This is a genomic window from Microbacterium sp. CFH 31415 (genome assembly GCF_022538185.1).
Lineage (GTDB): Bacteria > Actinomycetota > Actinomycetes > Actinomycetales > Microbacteriaceae > Microbacterium.
Genome location: NZ_JAKYXC010000003.1, coordinates 81,569 through 98,037 on the forward strand (window position 1 = coordinate 81,569; position 16,469 = coordinate 98,037).

Annotated in this window: 21 protein-coding genes; 10 read left to right on the top strand and 11 right to left on the bottom strand. The window is 70.2% G+C overall.

What is annotated here, in order from left to right; all coding sequences use genetic code 11:
- Position 1: 1 nt before the first annotated feature.
- The 3 genes from MK786_RS04395 to MK786_RS04405 form a co-directional block, all read right to left on the bottom strand.
- On the bottom strand, positions 2-484 hold the full coding sequence (locus MK786_RS04395; RefSeq protein ID WP_241111026.1) for a DUF2510 domain-containing protein: 483 nt from the start codon (positions 482-484) through the stop codon (positions 2-4).
- A 134-nt stretch (positions 485-618) separates the two neighbouring features.
- Entirely contained in the window at positions 619-1,698 is a 1,080-nt protein-coding gene (locus MK786_RS04400) for a DNA polymerase IV (RefSeq protein WP_241111027.1), read from the bottom strand.
- Positions 1,699-1,804: 106 nt separating this feature from the next.
- Positions 1,805-2,008, bottom strand: a complete 204-nt coding sequence (locus MK786_RS04405) for a cold-shock protein (RefSeq protein WP_241111028.1) — start codon at positions 2,006-2,008, stop codon at positions 1,805-1,807.
- A 386-nt stretch (positions 2,009-2,394) separates the two neighbouring features.
- Between MK786_RS04405 and MK786_RS04410 the strand changes: the two genes are divergently transcribed.
- Together MK786_RS04410 and MK786_RS04415 are read left to right on the top strand one after the other, a co-directional pair.
- Positions 2,395-2,964: a PadR family transcriptional regulator gene (locus MK786_RS04410; protein ID WP_241111029.1), complete on the top strand. Its 570-nt coding sequence runs from the start codon at positions 2,395-2,397 to the stop codon at positions 2,962-2,964.
- 52 nt (positions 2,965-3,016) lie between these two features.
- On the top strand, positions 3,017-4,690 hold the full coding sequence (locus MK786_RS04415) for an AarF/ABC1/UbiB kinase family protein (protein ID WP_241111030.1): 1,674 nt from the start codon (positions 3,017-3,019) through the stop codon (positions 4,688-4,690).
- Here the strand turns inward: MK786_RS04415 and MK786_RS04420 are convergent.
- The 3 genes from MK786_RS04420 to MK786_RS04430 all read right to left on the bottom strand — a co-directional run bounded on the left by MK786_RS04420 (position 4,687) and on the right by MK786_RS04430 (position 6,511).
- Positions 4,687-5,307 (bottom strand): LON peptidase substrate-binding domain-containing protein, encoded by a 621-nt coding sequence (locus MK786_RS04420; RefSeq protein ID WP_241111031.1) that lies wholly within the window; start codon positions 5,305-5,307, stop codon positions 4,687-4,689. The genes MK786_RS04415 and MK786_RS04420 overlap by 4 nt on opposite strands.
- 60 nt (positions 5,308-5,367) lie before the next feature.
- On the bottom strand, positions 5,368-5,940 hold the full coding sequence (locus tag MK786_RS04425) for a DUF2510 domain-containing protein (RefSeq protein WP_241111032.1): 573 nt from the start codon (positions 5,938-5,940) through the stop codon (positions 5,368-5,370).
- 67 nt (positions 5,941-6,007) lie between these two features.
- Positions 6,008-6,511, bottom strand: coding sequence for a helix-turn-helix domain-containing protein (locus MK786_RS04430; protein ID WP_241111033.1), 504 nt, complete (start codon positions 6,509-6,511; stop codon positions 6,008-6,010).
- A gap of 74 nt (positions 6,512-6,585) precedes the next feature.
- On the opposite strand from MK786_RS04430, the gene MK786_RS04435 reads away from it, so the two are divergent.
- Positions 6,586-7,197 carry a dihydrofolate reductase family protein gene (locus MK786_RS04435; protein ID WP_241111034.1) on the top strand — a complete coding sequence of 204 codons (612 nt, stop codon included), beginning with the start codon at positions 6,586-6,588 and terminating at the stop codon, positions 7,195-7,197.
- Positions 7,198-7,263: 66 nt separating this feature from the next.
- Here the strand turns inward: MK786_RS04435 and msrA are convergent, their stop codons facing one another.
- Positions 7,264-7,818 (bottom strand): peptide-methionine (S)-S-oxide reductase MsrA, encoded by a 555-nt coding sequence (gene msrA, locus MK786_RS04440; RefSeq protein ID WP_241111035.1) that lies wholly within the window; start codon positions 7,816-7,818, stop codon positions 7,264-7,266.
- 194 nt (positions 7,819-8,012) lie between these two features.
- Between msrA and MK786_RS04445 the strand changes: the two genes are divergently transcribed.
- Positions 8,013-8,972, top strand: coding sequence for an NAD(P)-dependent alcohol dehydrogenase (locus MK786_RS04445; protein WP_241111036.1), 960 nt, complete (start codon positions 8,013-8,015; stop codon positions 8,970-8,972).
- A 67-nt stretch (positions 8,973-9,039) separates the two neighbouring features.
- On the opposite strand, the gene msrB is transcribed toward MK786_RS04445, so the two are convergent.
- Both msrB and MK786_RS04455 read right to left on the bottom strand, forming a co-directional pair.
- Positions 9,040-9,507 (bottom strand): peptide-methionine (R)-S-oxide reductase MsrB, encoded by a 468-nt coding sequence (gene msrB / locus MK786_RS04450; RefSeq protein WP_241111037.1) that lies wholly within the window; start codon positions 9,505-9,507, stop codon positions 9,040-9,042.
- A gap of 125 nt (positions 9,508-9,632) precedes the next feature.
- On the bottom strand, positions 9,633-9,782 hold the full coding sequence (locus MK786_RS04455; RefSeq protein WP_241111038.1) for a hypothetical protein: 150 nt from the start codon (positions 9,780-9,782) through the stop codon (positions 9,633-9,635).
- 104 nt (positions 9,783-9,886) lie between these two features.
- Between MK786_RS04455 and MK786_RS04460 the strand changes: the two genes are divergently transcribed.
- Positions 9,887-10,708 (top strand): SDR family NAD(P)-dependent oxidoreductase, encoded by an 822-nt coding sequence (locus MK786_RS04460; protein ID WP_241111039.1) that lies wholly within the window; start codon positions 9,887-9,889, stop codon positions 10,706-10,708.
- A gap of 41 nt (positions 10,709-10,749) precedes the next feature.
- Positions 10,750-11,226 (top strand): hypothetical protein, encoded by a 477-nt coding sequence (locus MK786_RS04465; RefSeq protein WP_241111040.1) that lies wholly within the window; start codon positions 10,750-10,752, stop codon positions 11,224-11,226.
- Between the two features lie 94 nt (positions 11,227-11,320).
- Here the strand turns inward: MK786_RS04465 and MK786_RS04470 are convergent, their stop codons facing one another.
- Positions 11,321-12,592 carry an HNH endonuclease signature motif containing protein gene (locus tag MK786_RS04470; RefSeq protein ID WP_241111041.1) on the bottom strand — a complete coding sequence of 424 codons (1,272 nt, stop codon included), beginning with the start codon at positions 12,590-12,592 and terminating at the stop codon, positions 11,321-11,323.
- Between the two features lie 129 nt (positions 12,593-12,721).
- Between MK786_RS04470 and MK786_RS04475 the strand changes: the two genes are divergently transcribed.
- Positions 12,722-12,985 carry a GNAT family N-acetyltransferase gene (locus tag MK786_RS04475; protein WP_308220021.1) on the top strand — a complete coding sequence of 88 codons (264 nt, stop codon included), beginning with the start codon at positions 12,722-12,724 and terminating at the stop codon, positions 12,983-12,985.
- 65 nt (positions 12,986-13,050) lie between these two features.
- Here the strand turns inward: MK786_RS04475 and MK786_RS04480 are convergent, their stop codons facing one another.
- Positions 13,051-14,034 (bottom strand): lytic transglycosylase domain-containing protein, encoded by a 984-nt coding sequence (locus tag MK786_RS04480; protein ID WP_241111042.1) that lies wholly within the window; start codon positions 14,032-14,034, stop codon positions 13,051-13,053.
- A gap of 177 nt (positions 14,035-14,211) precedes the next feature.
- On the opposite strand from MK786_RS04480, the gene MK786_RS04485 reads away from it, so the two are divergent.
- From MK786_RS04485 to MK786_RS04495, 3 genes are read left to right on the top strand one after another with little or no spacing between them, the layout of a single operon-like run.
- Positions 14,212-14,961 (top strand): CoA pyrophosphatase, encoded by a 750-nt coding sequence (locus MK786_RS04485; protein ID WP_241111043.1) that lies wholly within the window; start codon positions 14,212-14,214, stop codon positions 14,959-14,961.
- Positions 14,962-14,983: 22 nt separating this feature from the next.
- Entirely contained in the window at positions 14,984-15,334 is a 351-nt protein-coding gene (locus tag MK786_RS04490) for a DUF2200 domain-containing protein (RefSeq protein ID WP_241111044.1), read from the top strand.
- A complete protein-coding gene (locus tag MK786_RS04495; protein WP_241111045.1) occupies positions 15,334-16,431 on the top strand; it encodes a DNA glycosylase AlkZ-like family protein in 1,098 nt (365 codons plus the stop codon). The genes MK786_RS04490 and MK786_RS04495 overlap by 1 nt, the downstream gene beginning before the upstream one ends.
- The last annotated feature ends 38 nt before the right edge of the window (positions 16,432-16,469 follow it).

Genomic DNA, 16,469 nt, shown 5'->3' on the forward strand with positions numbered 1-16,469 from the left:
GTCAGGCGGAGAAGCCGTCGAGCAGGCGAAGCATCAGCAGGCTGAGCAGCAGCGACGACGCGACGAGGGCGACGATCGCGAGGATCTTGCCTGTCTGGCGCTGGATCGCGATGACGAGCGCCGCGATCGCCACCACGAACGCCACCGTCACGAGGAGTCTGGTGGCGACCGCGAGCACGGCGACCGCCGACGGGTCGAGGCTGCCGGTGAGCCAGTAGCCGGCCGCCAGTGCGAGCGCGGTCATCACGACCAACAGCACGGCGGCGGTGGAGGTGCCGTTCCGCGGCGACGAAGGATGGCCCGAGAAGGTCACCGCCGACCCCGGTACGCGCGCGTACGCCGTCGGGGTGCGGACGACGATGGGATCGAGCGGCTTCGCCAGGTCTGTCCATCGCACGCCGTCCCACCAGCGGGTGCGTCCCGTCTCGATGTCGTACAGCCAGCCAGGCGGCGGAACCTGCTCGCCGAAATCGCGGTCGCTCATCGTCTCCCCAGTACGAATGATCATGATCTCCCCAGTGCGAATGATCATGGCGGTTCCCCAACCGCTCTGAACGGGAGACTAGCGGATGCAGTCGACGCGGCACCACCCGAGATCCCGACGCCGCGGCGCGGCGTTCACCATCCGCTCCGGGTGGGCGTGTGGCCCTTCCTCGCGTGGTCGGGCATCTCCATCTCGGCGCGCACGCCGAGCAGTCGCAGCGGGCGACCAGGCTCGATGCGCTCGACCAGCGCGAGCACCTCGGCCACCACGGTCCCACGGTCGAACGTCGCCGGGATCTTGTGCACGAACGTCTTGGTGAGGAACGGCGCGTAGCGCACCTTCAAGCCCACACCCACGACGGGGCGGCCCTCGGCGACGACGTCCTCGAGCACCTGGGCCGCCAGTTCGCGGGCGGCGTTCTCGATCTCGGCGGGCTCGACGATGTTCTGCTGGAACGTGGTCTCGCGGCCATGGCCGCGCGCCACCCACGGCGAGTCGTCGACCACGGCGGAGCCGTCACCGCGTCCGAGCTGCCGGTACCACGGCCCCATCTTGGGGCCGAACTCCGCCGCGAGCACGGATTCATCGGCGCGTGCGAGGTCGTCGACCGTGACGATCCCGTGCGCCGCGAGCCGCCGGGATATCTTGCTGCCGACGCCCCAGAGCTCGATCGTGGGGCGCTGGCCCATCACCTCGAGCCAGTTGTCGGCGGTGAGGCGGAAGGTCCCACGTGGCTTGCCGAAGTCGGTGGCGTTCTTGGCGCGGACGAGGGTGTCGCCGATGCCGACGCTGCAGTGCAGTGACGTGCGCGCGAGCACGGCGCGCTGGACGTCCTGCGCGTACGCCTCGGGGTCGTCGCTCGTGATGCCGACGAAGGCTTCGTCCCAGCCGAGCACCTGCACGACGGCGCCGGGCCGCTCGCGCAGGGTGGCCATGACCTCGTCGGATGCCGCGGTGTAGGCGGGCGCGTCGACGGGAAGGATGATCGCGTCGGGGATCTTGCGGGCGGCGATGCGCAGCGGCATGCCGGAGCCCACTCCGAACTCACGCGCCTCATAGGACGCAGTGGAGACCACGGCGCGCTCGGAGGGATCGCCTCGGCCGCCGACGATGACCGGCTTGCCGGCGAGCTCGGGTCGCCGCAGCACCTCGACCGCAGCGATGAACTGGTCGAGGTCGACGTGCAGCACCCACGGGCGGGGCGGGTCGCTCATGCGCTCCAGTGTGGCGCGCACGTGCGACGTTCGGCGAGCCCTGATGTCGGTCGGGGCCGCCTGGCCGGCCGGGACGCGTTTCGCGCGCCCCGGCGGACCGGTGGGATCAGAGCGGGCGGATGTTGGCGGCCTGCATGCCCTTAGGGCCGCGCTCCGCCTCGAACTCGACCTTCTGGTCTTCGCGGAGCTCCTTGTAGCCCTCGCCGGCGATCGCGCTGAAGTGCGCGAACAGGTCGGCGCCGCCGTCATCGGGAGCGATGAAGCCGAAGCCCTTTTCGGAGTTGAACCATTTCACGGTGCCAGTGGCCATCGTGTCTTTCCTTCTATTCTGCGGGCCGCCAGAGGCGACCGGTGTGCCGCGCCAACGTGTTCGGTGCGGACGTCTGGGTGGTGGGTCGCTCCCGACCGAAGCGGGGAGCAAGTGATGAGGCGAGCGCTGGGTGCTCGCGAACGGGGAGGCCATCGGACGACGAGGTCGGTCCGGGCGTCAGGCTGTTGCTGCTGCGCAGTGAGGCAGAGTGGAAAACGACGCATGACCCGAGTGGGCGTCTCACCCTAGCACGGCAGATCTCCCCGAACCTGACGGTCGCCCCTCGTGTGTCGGTCGAATCAGCGCCAAGGGTGGCTTCATCGCGTTCAGCGATATATCGTTGACTATCGCCGGTATGTCGGTGATGCCATTCCAAGGAGGTCGTCATGAGCGATTCGTTCACGGGAGATTGGTTCGGTCCGCGCGACCGCGGCCAGGGCGGATCCCGCCCGGGCGGTGGCCTGTTCGATGCGATGGACCAGCTGCGTGAGATGTTCGAGCAGCGCGTCGGTCCGCGCATGGGGCGCGGCGATGTCCGCACGGCGGTGCTCGCCGTGCTCGCCGAGCGCCCGATGCACGGTTACCAGATCATCTACGAGATCGAGGAGCGCAGCGGCGGCACCTGGAAGCCCAGTCCGGGCTCGGTGTACCCGACGCTGCAGCTGCTCGCCGACGAGGGGCTCATCACCGCCGAGGAGGCGAACGGCAAGAAGACGTACTCGCTGACGGAGGCCGGCCGCGCCGAGGCCGCCGCGGCCGAGGGCACGTCACCGCCGTGGGAGAGTTCGAGCAGGCGGGATGCCGCGCGCGCGACGGTGCTGCCCAAGGCCGGGGCGAAGCTCGCGCAGGCCGCAGCCCAGGTGGCGACGAGCGGATCGCCCGAGCAGGTGCAGCAGGCCGTCGAGGTGCTCGACGAGGCCCGGCGTAAGCTCTACTCCATCCTCGCCCAGGACTGACCGGATGCCGACCGACCGTCGGCCCGGATCGATCCCGATTCAGGGAGCCCCGATGGCCGACGCCGGCAGTTCGCGCGCCCGCTACCGGCGCATCCTGCGCTTCGCCGCCCGCTACATGGTGCAGGCCTGGTGGTTCGAGCTCTTCCTGCCCCGGATCGGCCTCTCGCGCCTCGCCGCCCGCGGCCGAGCTGCCCGGCTGCAGCGGCTCGCCCGTCGCTTCCACGCCCTCGCGGTGTCGCTCGGCGGTCTCATGATCAAGGTCGGCCAGTTCATGTCGTCGCGCCTCGATGTGCTGCCCCCGGAGATCACGAAAGAGCTCGAGGGGCTGCAGGACGAGGTGCCGCCCGTCGAATTCGCCGCGATCCGCGCCCTCGCCGAGGCGGAGTTGGGTGCTCCGCTCGAGTCCGTGTTCGCGTCGGTCGATCCGGTGCCGGTGGCCGCGGCATCCCTGGGTCAAGCGCACCGCGGGCGGCTGTCGCCGGCCGATGCGGCCGACGCGGGGTTCGCCGACGTCGTGGTCAAGGTGCAGCGGCCGGGCATCGAGAAGATCGTCGACGTCGATCTGGCGGCACTGCGGCGGGTCGCGGGCTGGCTGGACCGTGTGACGGTGGTCGCCGCCCACGTCGATCTGCCGGTGCTCATCGAGGAGTTCGCGGCGACGAGCCTGGAGGAGATCGACTACTTCCACGAGTCGCGCAACGCCGCCCGGTTCGCCGAGAACTTCGCCGACGACCCGCGCGTCCGCGTCCCGGAGGTCGCGTGGGAGCGAACCACACGGCGAGTGCTGACGCTCGAAGACGTCACGGCCGTGAAGATCATCGACCTCGACGGCCTTCGCGCGGCCGGCATCGATCCCGCCGAGGTCGCGTCCGAGTTCGCGACCGTCATGTTCGACCAGCTCTTCCGCGACGGCTACTTCCATGCCGATCCTCACCCGGGCAACCTCTTCGTCACCCCGACGCCCGGCGGTCAGCGGCCGTGGCGGCTCACCTTCGTCGACTTCGGCATGATGGGCGAGGTGCCCGACCGGCTGAGGCGCGACCTGCAGGCTGTGATGATCGCCGTGGCGTCGCGCAACGGCAAGCAGCTGATCGACAGCATCCGCGATGTCGGCGTGCTGCTGCCGTCCGCCGACACGGCTGAACTCGAGCGGGCGATGACGGCGTTGTTCGCCCGCTTCGGCGGAATGGGCTTCGCCGAGCTGCAGAAGGTGGATCCGCGCGAGTTCCAGGCCTTCGCCACGGAGTTCGGCGACGTCATCCGCTCGCTCCCGTTCCAGCTCCCCGAGAACTTCCTGCTGATCGTGCGCGCCGTATCGCTCACCTCGGGGGTGTGCAGCTCGCTCGAACCGGACTTCAACATGTGGGATGCCGTCGAGCCTTACGCCGCGCAGCTGGTGCGCGACGAGCGCGGAAACGTGGTGCAGGGCTTCGCGCGCGAGGCGGTCACCGTAGCGGGCATCGCCGCACGGCTTCCGCGCCGGCTGGACGACGTCGTGACACGACTGGAGGAGGGGCGGCTGACGGCGGAGTCGCCGAAGGCGGAGCTGCGGATGCGCGCCCTGGAGCGCGTGGTGCGCCGCGCGGTGTCCGCCGTGCTCTTCGCCGGTCTCTTCATCGGCGGCGCAGTCCTGCGGCCCGACGAGCCGGTCGCGGGCACGACGCTGATGGTCGTCTCGGTGCTGCCGCTGCTGCATGCGGTGTTCTCGGGCTTCGGGCGGCGCTAGAAGTCCGGGTCCATCGGGGCGGTGAGCAGCCCCTCGATGTCGAGCGTCAGATCGATGGTCTCGCGCAGCAGCCCGCCCGCAGTGGTCGATTGCAGGAGGCGGTAGCGGTCGAAGTCGCCCAGAGGCGCGATGGCCGCCAGCTGCCACGCCGATTCGATCGGGTCGTCGGAGAGCTCGACGTCAGGCTGCCACCGGGTGTCCCCTCGCTCCGCCGCACGCCCGAGGACGCGTCGGACGACGCGCTCCGCCTCGGTGCGAAGCGGAGCGAGATCGTCGTTCCACGTCAGCGGCGGCACCGGTGTGACATCGGCGGCGGGGTGCGGATCCTCGTCGAGCCAGCGGTCGACGGAGAACCGCTCCGCCCCGACGGCGATGAGGTGAAGGTCGTCCGCGCCGACCTGAACCTGGGCGATCCGCGCCATGGTCCCGATCGTGTTGCGCTGGTCGCCGCCGCCGGCTTCGTGGCCCCGCGCGATGAGGACCACGCCGAAGTGGGGGTCGTCCTCATCGAGCAGCCGGCCGAGCATGACGAGGTAGCGCGGCTCGAAGATGCGCAGCACCAGCGGTGTGTGCGGGAACAGCACCGAGCCGAGCGGGAACATCGGAACCGCGTCCATCGCAACAGTCAACCACCGCCCGCAAGGGCAGGGACGCGGAGCGCGACCGTCGTCGTCGGCTCAGCGGTAGTGGTCCGAGACGGTGTTGATCCAGATCGCGAAGCGGCCGGCCGCGGCCTCCTGTCCGGCTGGGACGGTCGCCAGCCAGACCTCACCGGCGACCTGGACGACCAGGTACAGCGCGGTGGGTGCGACGGCGCGCTTCAGCAGGCGGGGCGTGATGGGGCCGAACGGGCCGAGCAGCGTGCGCGCGGTCGCGGGGGCTGCGAGAGTGCCGCGCTTGAGCAGCTCGGCGCCGGCGACGCACGCGGCGTTCGCTCCCGCGACCGGCTGACTCGACGCGCCGAAGTGCATCCAGCGCCCGTCGACCGTGACGCCCGCCAGCGTCTCCTCCTCGCCGCTGAATCGCGCGGCATCCGTCCAGCGCGTGCCGTCCCACCAGCGCAGGCGGCCGCGGCCGTCGTCGTACCAGCCCGGGGCGGACGCGATGCTCACGGGCGGTGTCGCGTCGGTGTGCAGCTCGATGTCGCGTTCGCCCAGATCGACGAAGTGCGCGGTCCAGCGCGTGCCGTCCCACCAGCGCTGTCTGCCCGTGCCGTCGTCGTACCAGCCCGGCTCCGCCTGCGTCGCCATGCGTCGAGCGTACGGCGGCGGCGGAACAGGTGCGAGGGCAGGGGACCGTGTCAGCGGCCGTCGCGGGTCAGACGGTCCGCCTCGCCTGCACTTCGGCGAGGTACGCGGCTGTCAGCTCGCCGAGCACCGAGCGCGCTTCGGGCTTCGGGGTGGCGCCCAGGTGCTGCACGCGCAGGTCGTCCATGAGCGCATCCCACATCTCGCTGCCGCCGCGCTCGAGCAGCTCGGCGCGGATGGACAGCTCGCGCGACGCCGGGCGGTGACGGCGGCCCCACGAGCCGAGGGCCGCCATGACCGGGACGAGCTGGATCGCGGGCTCGGTGAGCGAGTACACGACCTTCTGCTTGTGGGTCGGGTCGGGAGCGCGCGTCACGAGGCCGGCGTCGGAGAGCCGCTGCAGGCGGTCGGCGAGGATGTTCGAGGCGATGCCTTCTTCCGAACCGGCGAGCAGTTCGCGGAAGTGCCGACGGTTGCCGAACATCATGTCGCGCAGCACGAGCAGCGACCACTTGTCGCCGATCACCTCCACCGTGAGGTTGATCGGGCATCCGGAGCGCTGCATCTCGGCCATACTGCTTGCACTCTACAACCAGACGAGGCTAGGGTGAGGCACCAGTTGCAAATCGCAATCAGTTGGAGGTCGTCATGCAGCCTGTCATCGGCACCATGTCCATCTCGCTCGACGGCGTCGGCGCCGGGCGCAACCAGACCGAGGACCGCCCGTTCGGCGACGTTCCGGTCGGTGTCCTGCACCGCTGGATGTTCGAGGCGCCTGAAGAGAGTCGCCCGGAGATCGACCTCATCCTCGGTGCCGGGGCGTACGTGATGGGTCGCAACATGTTCGGTCCCGTCCGCGGCGAGTGGGATCTCGACTGGCGCGGGTGGTGGGGTCCGAATCCGCCGTACCACACCCCCGTCTTCGTGCTCACGCACCACCCCCATGAGCCCATCGAGATGGAGGGCGGCACCACGTTCCACTTCGTCACCGACGGCATCCACGCCGCGCTCGACCGGGCCCGCGATGCGGCCGGCGACCTGCCCGTGCACATCGCCGGCGGGGTCAGCACGCTCAACGCGTTTCTGCGCGCCGGGCTCGTCGATGAGCTCCGGCTGCAGATCGCGCCATGCATCCTCGGCGAGGGCCTCCGCCCGTTCGAAGGACTGAGCGATCTCGCGCTCGAGCCGATCGCGGCGAGGGGAGTCCCGCTCGCGACGCACGTGCGCTATCGGGTGCTGCAGTCGGGTCTCGAGGGCTGACGCCGGATGGTGAAGACAGTGGATGCCGCGACCCGTGGGGCCGCGGCATCCGCTGTTCTTCACTCTTTACGCCGTCGCGTCAGCGCGCTTTGGCAGCACCCACCCGGCGCGCGGGAAGTGGCACGTGTACCCGTTCGGGTAGGTGATCAGGTAGTCCTGGTGCTCGGGCTCGGCCTCCCAGAACGGGCCGGCCGGCTCGATCGTCGTGACCGCCTTGCCGGGCCAGAGACCCGACGCGTCGACGTCGGCGATCGTCTCGCGCGCGACGTGCTCCTGCTCGGGCGAGAGGGGGAAGATCGCGGAACGGTAGCTCGTGCCGATGTCGTTGCCCTGACGGTTCAGCGTCGACGGGTCGTGGATCTGGAAGAAGAACGCCAGGATGTCGCGGTACGTCGTCTCGGTCGGGTCGAAGACGATCTCGACGGCCTCGGCGTGACCGGGGTGCTTGCGGTAGGTCGCGTGGTCGTTCTCCCCGCCGGTGTAGCCGACGCGCGTGTCGAGAACGCCCGGCTGGCGGCGGATGAGGTCCTCCATGCCCCAGAAACAGCCGCCGGCGAGGACGGCGGTCTCGGTGCCCGGAGTGCGCGTGATCTCTCCGGAGTCGAAAGGTCCGCTGGTCATGTGAAGCTCCTTCGTGGAGTGGTTCGTGGCCCGGAGACCAGTGTCTCAGGGATCCGACGGACGCGGCTGGCTGCGGCGTCATAGAGGGACAACGGGCGAGCGGCGCGTTTTGGTCCCGCCAGCCTGGGAGCGGGCCGTGAGTTCGCGCTGCCGCGTGCTCGCGCCGGGCGTCGGCGCCTCTCTAGAGTGAGCGGATGCGGGCGATGGTCTACGAGCGGTACGGCGGACCCGAACGGCTCGAGCTGCGGGACGTGCCGCGGCCGGTGCCGTCGACCGGTCAGGTGCTCGTCGAGGTGGTCGCGACGGCGATCAACCTCTCCGACTGGGAAGGTCTGCGGGGGAATCCGGGCTACGCGCGGATCGGCGGCCTGTTCCGGCCGAAGCGCACCGTGCTGGGCTCCGACATCGCGGGAAGAGTCGCCGCGATCGGTGCGGGTGTGAGGCGGTTCGCCGTCGGCGACGAGGTGTTCGGTGACAACCTGGCGCTGATGGGCGGTTTCGCCGAGCACTGTGTGGCGCCCGAGGGTGCGCTCTCACCGAAGCCGGCCGCGCTGTCGTTCGCAGAAGCCGCCACGATCCCTCAGGCAGGCGCGATCGCGGCGCAGGCCGCGGCGCTCGCCGCACCAGGATCGCGGATGCTGGTGAACGGGGCCGGCGGCGGCTCGGGGTCGTTCTTGGTGCAGTTGGCGAGGTCCGCCGGAGTGCACGTCACGGCGGTCGACAACGCGGGCAAGCTCGGCTTCTTGCGTGCCCTCGGAGCGGACGAGGTCCTCGACTACCGGGAGGCCGACTTCACACGCACGGGGCCTTACGACCTCATCGTCGATCTGGTCGCCCGTCGCTCGATCTTCGCCTACCGGAGGGCGCTCGCCGCGGGCGGCCGCTGCGTCGTCGTCGGCGGGACCAGCCGCACCGTGCTGCGCATGGTCACGGTCGGCCCGCTGCTCGGGCGACTCACCGGGCGGCACCTCGGACTGCTCCTCGTGCGACAGGGGCCCGCCGGGTTCGCGCCGGTGGCGGACCTCTGCGCTCAGGGAAGGATCAACATCCACATCGATCGGACGTTCCCGCTCGATGAGGTCGGCGAGGCGCTCGCCTGGCACGGCGAAGGCCGCGCGAAGGGCAAGGTCGTCGTAATGGTCGGGAGCGAGTGAGGTTCTCCGCGGCGGCGAAGCCCGGCCGAGCTGAGGGACCGGGCTTCGCGTGCGGCGCCGATGTCCGTCAGGCGTTCGAGTCCTGCGCCCGCTCGAACAGGGGCAGGTACTCCGCGTAGCCCTGCTCGGCGAGCTCGGCCACCGGGACGAACCGGAGCGCGGCGGAGTTCATGCAGTAGCGCAGGCCACCGGCATCCCGCGGTCCGTCGTCGAAGACGTGGCCGAGGTGGCTGTCGGCGCCGGAGGACCTGGCCTCGGTGCGCGTCATCCACAGTGAGCGGTCGGTCTTCGTCGTCACGGCGTCGGGCTGGATGGGCCGAGTGAAGCTCGGCCAGCCGGTTCCGCTGTCGTACTTGTCGGTCGACGAGAAGAGCGGCTGACCCGAAACCACGTCGACGTAGATGCCGGGCTCGTGGTTGTTCCAGTAGGCGTTGCGGAACGGCGGCTCAGTCGCGTCGCTCTGCGTGACGCGGTACTGCGTGTCGGTGAGGCCGCTCAGGGCCTCGGGGGTCTTGCGGTAGTCATCGGGGCTCATGGGTGTTCCCTTCGCTTCGGCGTCGCTGGCTGCGGCGTCACAGGAGAGAACCGCGGCGGCGGCCGGTTTGGTCCCGTGAACCTGGGAGCGGGCTAGGAGTTCTGCCCCGGCGCTCGCCTGGGTCGTCAGGCCGGAGTCTCCTCGACCCGGTCTTCCTCGATCATCACCGGGGCGTCTTCGGGATCGAGCTCGTCGTCGATGTCGTCGGCCTCGGCGGCGTCGGTCGTGTCGGGCTCGGGGCCGGGTGCGTTGGGCGGCAGGCTGGCATCTGTCATGACTCCATCCGACGCGACCCTGGGAGTGTTGTGAAGGGGGTTGACCCGGTCGGCTACCACGCCGGGCCACGCGACTAGCCTGAACGGACGACCGAGGAGGCCACGTGCCACGCACCATCGTCATCACCGGCGCGAGCGACGGGATCGGCGCCGCCGCCGCGCGCCAGCTGCACGAAGCGGGGGAGCGGGTGGTGGTCGTCGGCCGCAATCCCGGCAAGACGCAGCGGATCGCCGACGAGCTGGGCGTCGAGCACCATGTCGCCGACTTCGCCGATCTCGGTCAGGTGCGCGCGCTCGCCGCGGCACTGCTCGAGACCTGCCCGAGGATCGACGTGCTTGCGAACAACGCCGGCGGCATCTTCGCCGAGCGGACGACGACGGTCGACGGCTTCGAGCAGACCTTCCAGGTCAATCACCTCGCCGGCTTCCTGCTGACGAATCTGCTGCTCGAGCGCTTGGTGGAGAGTGACGCATCGGTCATCCAGACCTCGAGCGAGGCGTCCCGCACCATGGCTCGATTCGACATCGACGACCTGCAGGCCGCGCGCCGCTACTCCGCGGGCGCCGCATACGGCAACGGCAAGCTGGAGAACGTGCTGTTCACGAAGGAGCTGCATCGCCGATACGGCGAAGCAGGCGTGAACGCCGTCGTGTTCCATCCCGGCGTGATCGGCAGCGGATTCGGCGGCACGGCGCGAGGCGCGGTCCGGTGGTTCTACACCAGCCGGCTCACGCGGCCATTGCTCGACTCCAACGACGTCGGCGGGTCGCGCCTCACCTGGCTCGCGCTCGGCAAGCCCGGCGTCGACTGGCAGCCGGGCGCGTACTACGTCCGCAATCGCGTCTCGCGGACGAACCGCCTCGCCGACGATCCGGCGCTCGCGAAGCGCCTGTGGGACGAGAGCGCAGAGATGGTGGGGCTGTAAAGCGGGCTCCTGTGCGCGATGCCGGTGGGTAGGGTCGGCGCATGGCAGCGATACCGGGCCCGGTCGGCGAAGGCGTCATCATGGGCTGGAACCCGAGCCTCTGGGATGAGTGGCCGGGATCGTACGCCGCTGTGGTGGCGGGCGTCGCCGGCGGAGAGCGGTTCGTCACGCAATGGTCGGTGGGGGCGCGCAAAGCGGTCGCCCCCGGAACCGACGCGTGGCTGCTGCGCCAGGGCGGGTCGTACGGCATCATCGGCCACGGTACTGTGCTCACCGACACCTACGAGGACGTGCACTTCGCCGATCCGCGCCGGATGGCGAACTTCGTCGATGTGGCCTTCGACTCGCTCGTGACCGAGGCCGATCGCATCCCCCGCGAACTGCTCGAAGTCGTCGTGCCCGAGATCGCGTGGCGGTTCCAGTTCCGCTCGGGCAACCGGGTGCCACGCGACGCCAACGCGCGGCTGCACGATCTGTGGAGCCACGCCGCGGGGCAGGACGAGCAGGGTCTCGACTGATCGCGTCAAGCGGTGGTGGTGGAGACGGTCGTCGGTCGACGCCGCCGTCGCTCTGACATGTGCGGACCTTCCGGTCACCCGTACTCACCCGGACTCAGAAGGGGGCGTCGGCGGCCGCCGAAGGATGGAACATCGGATAGCGGCGCTCAGGGTTCACCGTGTACTCACGCCCTGCGGGGGACGTCCACGCGACGGCGCCCCCGCCGTCGGGCACCTGTCTCACCCGCCAGCCGCCGTGATGTTTCACCCGATGGTGACCGCGGCAGATCGGGGCGAGGTTGTCGAGCCCGGTCGTGCCACCCTCGACCCACGCCAGCGTGTGGTCGATCTCGCACCGTGACGCCGGCATTCCGCACCCGGGAGCCATGCAGCGGTCGGCGCGCCACTTCACCAGCCTCGCCAGCGCCGCGGGAGGCCGGTACAGCTCGCGGCCGACCGACAGCACGGCACCGATCTCAGGATGGGTGAGGATGCGCATCCAGCCACCGTCGCCGCCACACAGTTCACGCGCGCGCTGGAGCGGAATCGGTCCGACGCCTTCGACCGATGCCGGAGCGAGGCCGGCATCGTCTCGCTCGCGGTCGTCGGCTGCGAGCAGCGCCAGGGCGGGAACGGTCACGACCACACTCGCACGGATCCCCCGAGCATCGCAGTCGAGTGACGCGGTGTCGCCGTCGATGAGCAGGTCGCACAGCACGTCGGCGCGCACCTGATCGAGCGTGCGCGTCTCCTCCTCGTTCGTGATCATCGCCTTCGCCATAGCGGTCGCGCGCCCGAAGAGCGCCTGCGCCTCGACGGCCGGGAGGTAGGCGTGCAGCCACGCCATCGCATCGTCTGCGGGTTCGACGACGATCCGACGACGCGCGAGGGCCTCCTCGTGTCGTTCGGCCAGCGTGACCGAGCGGACGGTGTCGATCAGACGCCGCAGATTGCGGCGGAACGAGCCGATCGGGTGATGCTCGGCGAGTCGAATCGCCTGCGGCACGAGGTCGGACCGCAGTTCGGGTTCGACCTGCTCGATGAGGTCGACGAGGATCTCGGCGTGCCGCTCGGTCATGCGGGCACCACCGAGGGAATCGAGCACTGCCGGATAGCGCTCCACGAGTGCCGCTGCCTGGGCGATCATCTCACCGGCGGCGTTCTCCGTGATGCGCAGCGCCGCCGCCAATTCGAGCCGCACCCCGCGCTCGATCACGTCGGTCAATGCGCGCCCATGCACGGCGGCATCTTCGAGTGCCTCGCGGCGCATCGCGTTGACCTGCAACAGCCGCTGCGCCGCGAAGACCGCGATCATGTCGGCGACCTCGACGACCCGGTCGAGCGCGTCCGGGATCGGAGCTCCCTCCCAATCGGCGTCGTCGTCCATACCCAGAAACTACCGGCAACCTCGGACATTCCAACGAGGGAGATGTCGCCCAGAAGGCAGTGAGTATCGAAACTATGCAGGACCGCGCGAGCAGCTCCGTCGTGACGGCGCGTTCGCTATCGTGCTGGGGTGCTTCCCCGTGACACGGCGAGACTCCGCTTCCGCCAGATGGCACCGACGGACTTCGAGGCGATGGCCGGACTGCTGGGCGATCCCGAGGTCGTGCGGCTCTACCCCGCCCCGAAGAATCGCGAAGAGGCGGCGGCATGGATCGCGTGGAACCAGCGGAACTACGCCGAGCACGGCTACGGGCTGTGGGTCATCGAGACGCACGGGGGTGAGTTCGTCGGTGACTGCGGCCTCACCTGGCAGGCGGTCAACGGGATGTGCTAGCGATCCGCCCCTTCATCCCGGCAGGGGAGGAGGGGGCGGACGGCGTCAGATCGTGCCGGGCTGGATCAGTACCAGCCGACCGACTGCGAGTGACCCCACGCGCCGCACGGAGTGCCGTAGCGACCTGAGATGTAGCCGAGGCCCCACGCGATCTGGGTCGCGGGGTTGGTCTGCCAGTCGGCGCCTGCGCTGCCCATCTTGCTGCCGGGCAGGGCCTGGGGGATTCCGTACGCACCGCTGCTCGCGTTGTACGCGCGGTAGTTCCAGCCGGACTCCTTGTTCCAGAGCGACACGAGGCAGCCGAACTGGTCGTCGCCCCAGCCGTAGCGGCTGAGCATCGATCGGGCCGTCGCCTGCGCATCGGCCGGACTGGTGCCGCCGACGGCGCCGCCGGTGGCGAACACCGGCGCCGGAGCGGACGGCTGGGACTGTGCCTGCTCGGCGGCCCGGGCAGCGGCTGCCTCGGCGGCCGCCTTCGCTGCAGCCGCGGCCTTCGCCTTCGCCTCTGCCTCCTGCTTGGCCTTGAGCGCCTTGGCGGCGTCGAGCTTGCCGCGCAGTTCGGCGACGCGCTCGTCGACGGCGTCGGCCAGGACGGTGACGTCCTCGATGATCGAGGGCAGCATCAGGGTCGGGAGCGCCTTGGCGCCGTCGAGCCGCTCGACCGCGGCCGCGAGCTCGGCGGTGTCGACGGTCGTCTCGGCGTCTCCGATGTCGAGCTTCGAGGCCGTGATGTCGGTCGTGACCTGCGATGCCGCGGCGATCGAGGCATCCGCCGACTCGACGGTCGCCCGAGCAGCGGAGAGCGCCTCAGACTCGGCCGGAGACAGGGCAGCAGCCAACGGCTGAGGCGCGGTGAACGAGGCGAGCGCGAAAGTGGGAGTCGAGCCGGATGCCTCGGCCAGGCTGGTCGGCGTCGTCACGGTCATCCCCGCGGCGACGATCATGCCGAGTGACAGTCCGGCGACGGCCAGGACCGGTCGGCGGCGGAGGCGTCGCGCGGCGGCGCGGGTGTTGCGGCGGGCGGAATGGGCTGACGTGATCGAACGCATGAAACCGGTTTCGTATGGGGCAGAGGCGTCGACAGCGCGACGCGAAAGGTCCGTTCGGGCGGACACAAGTCCCCGAGTCTGCCGAGGCACCCTGGACGGTTCCGGTGCGTTACCTGAACGTTACATGGGAGGCGCTGGGCCGGCCGGAGGGTCGGAGACCGCGGCTAACCTGGACGAATGCCCGCCGAGCCGACCCCTGAAAGCGCCCGTTCGCAGCTGGCCGCACTGGTCGCAGATGTCGCCGCCTCCGGCCCCGGTCATCAGGGATTTCGGCGGTTCGCCGGGCTCGAAACGACGCCGGATGCACGTCCCGCGGCCGTCCTCATCCTGTTCGGGATCCTCGACGGTCACCCCAGCGACCACGACGCCGACGCGCGCGCCGTCTCGCGCGACCTCGACGTGCTCCTCCTCTCGCGCGCCTCGACACTCCGCTCGCACGCCGGCCAGATCGCGTTCCCCGGCGGGCGCGTCGATCCCGCCGACGACGGGCCGATCGCCGCCGCCCTCCGCGAGGCGCGGGAAGAGACCGGCATCGACCCTGACGGCGTCGAGGTGCTCGGCGCCCTCGAGGACATCCCGCTCGCCTACTCGCAGCACCTCGTGACGCCCGTGCTGGGCTGGTGGCGGCATCCCTCGCCCATCCGCGTCGTCGACGAGGCTGAATCCTCCGCGGTGTTCCGTGCCCCCGTCGCTGACCTGCTCAACCCTGCCCACCGCGGCTCCACCGTCATCCGCCGCGACGGTCAGGTATGGCGCGGACCGGGGTTCCTCGTGCCGCACGCCGACGGGCACCACCTCGTGTGGGGCTTCACGGGCATGGTGCTCGAGGGACTCTTCGACCGCCTCGGCTGGACCGAGCCGTGGGATCGGAACCGCGAGCTGCCGCTCACCGGCCCGGGATTCGACGAATCCGAAGCGGCGTCCTGACGCGGGGTCTACGCTGACCCACGTGCATCAGATCTACGGCCTGAGCGTCGCCAAGCTCTATCCGCTCTATGTCGCGAAGGTCGAGCGGAAGGGGCGGACGACCGCCGAACTCGACGAGATCATCGAATGGCTCACGGGGTTCGACGACGCCGAGCTGCGCCGCCACATCGATGCGGGCACCCCGCTGGACGAGTTCTTCGCGGCGGCGCGGATGAACCCGAGCGCCTCGCTCATCACCGGCGTCATCTGCGGGGTGCGCGTCGAAGACATCGAGGAGCCGCTCATGCAGCAGATCCGCTATCTCGACAAGCTCGTCGACGAGCTCGCACGCGGCAAGGCGATGGAGAAGATCCTGCGGCAGCCGGTCGCGTGATGACCGCCCGCGCGCTGACGAGAGATGAAGCGCGCCGCATCATCGTGCGCGCGCAGCTCCTCGATGCCGATCGCCCAGGAGACGTCGTCGAGGTCGCGGAACAGCTCGGCTACATCAAGATCGACCCGACAGCGGTGATCACGCCGTGCGAGCACACCGTCCTGTGGTCGCGCATCGGGTGGTCCTACGAGGCCGGGCAGCTGCAGAAGGCGGTCGAGATCGACCGGCTGCTGTTCGAGTTCGACGGCGCGTTCCGCCCCATCAGCCTGCTGCCGCTCATGCTGCCCGCCATGCGCACATGGCCGCGACGCGAGAGCAGCCGGCAGTGGCTCGAGGCGAACGCGACCTTCCGAGCCGACGTCCTGGCTCGCCTGCGCGCCGAAGGCCCGCTGTTCACGAGCGACATCCCCGACACCGCGGAGGTGGATCGCGCTCCCGACGGCTGGTACGGCCGAAACCAGGTGCCGCATATGCTCGACTTCCTCACCCGGCAGGGCGAGGTGGCCATCGTCGGACGCGAGGGCCGGCACCGCCGCTGGGATCTCGCCGAGCGTGTCTACCCGGCGCACATGCCGGAGTACGACGCGAACGAGGCGGCCGAGATGCTCGCCGAGCGTCGCCTGCAGGCGGCCGGGCTCGCCAAGCAGAAGTCGCCATGGTCCCTCACCGACATGGCCGGCGAACCTGTGACCGTCGAGGGGAGCAAGTGGCGGTTCCGCGTGGACCCGGCAGCGCTCGCCGCCCTCGATGCCGCCGACGCCGACGACGGCGGCCGCGTCGCGTTCCTCAATCCGTACGACAGCATGCTGTTCGACCGTCCGCGCCTGAGCGAGGTGTTCGAGTTCGACTACGTACTGGAGCAGTTCAAGCCCGCCGCGCAGCGCCGGTACGGATACTTCGCGCATCCGATCCTGATGGGCGATCGATTCGTCGGGATGCTGGACGCTGAGGTCGACAGGAAGAACGGCGTGCTGCAGGTCAACGCCATCCACGAGTTCCTGCCGTTCGAGGCCGAGGAGCACGAGATGGTGCGGGCGGAACTCGACGAGCTGGGGGAGTGGGTGGGGCTGCCGGTCACCGGCGTGCCCGAGCGCTGAGCGCGTCCTGCAAGCGCCGGGTACGCCGGACCCCGCGA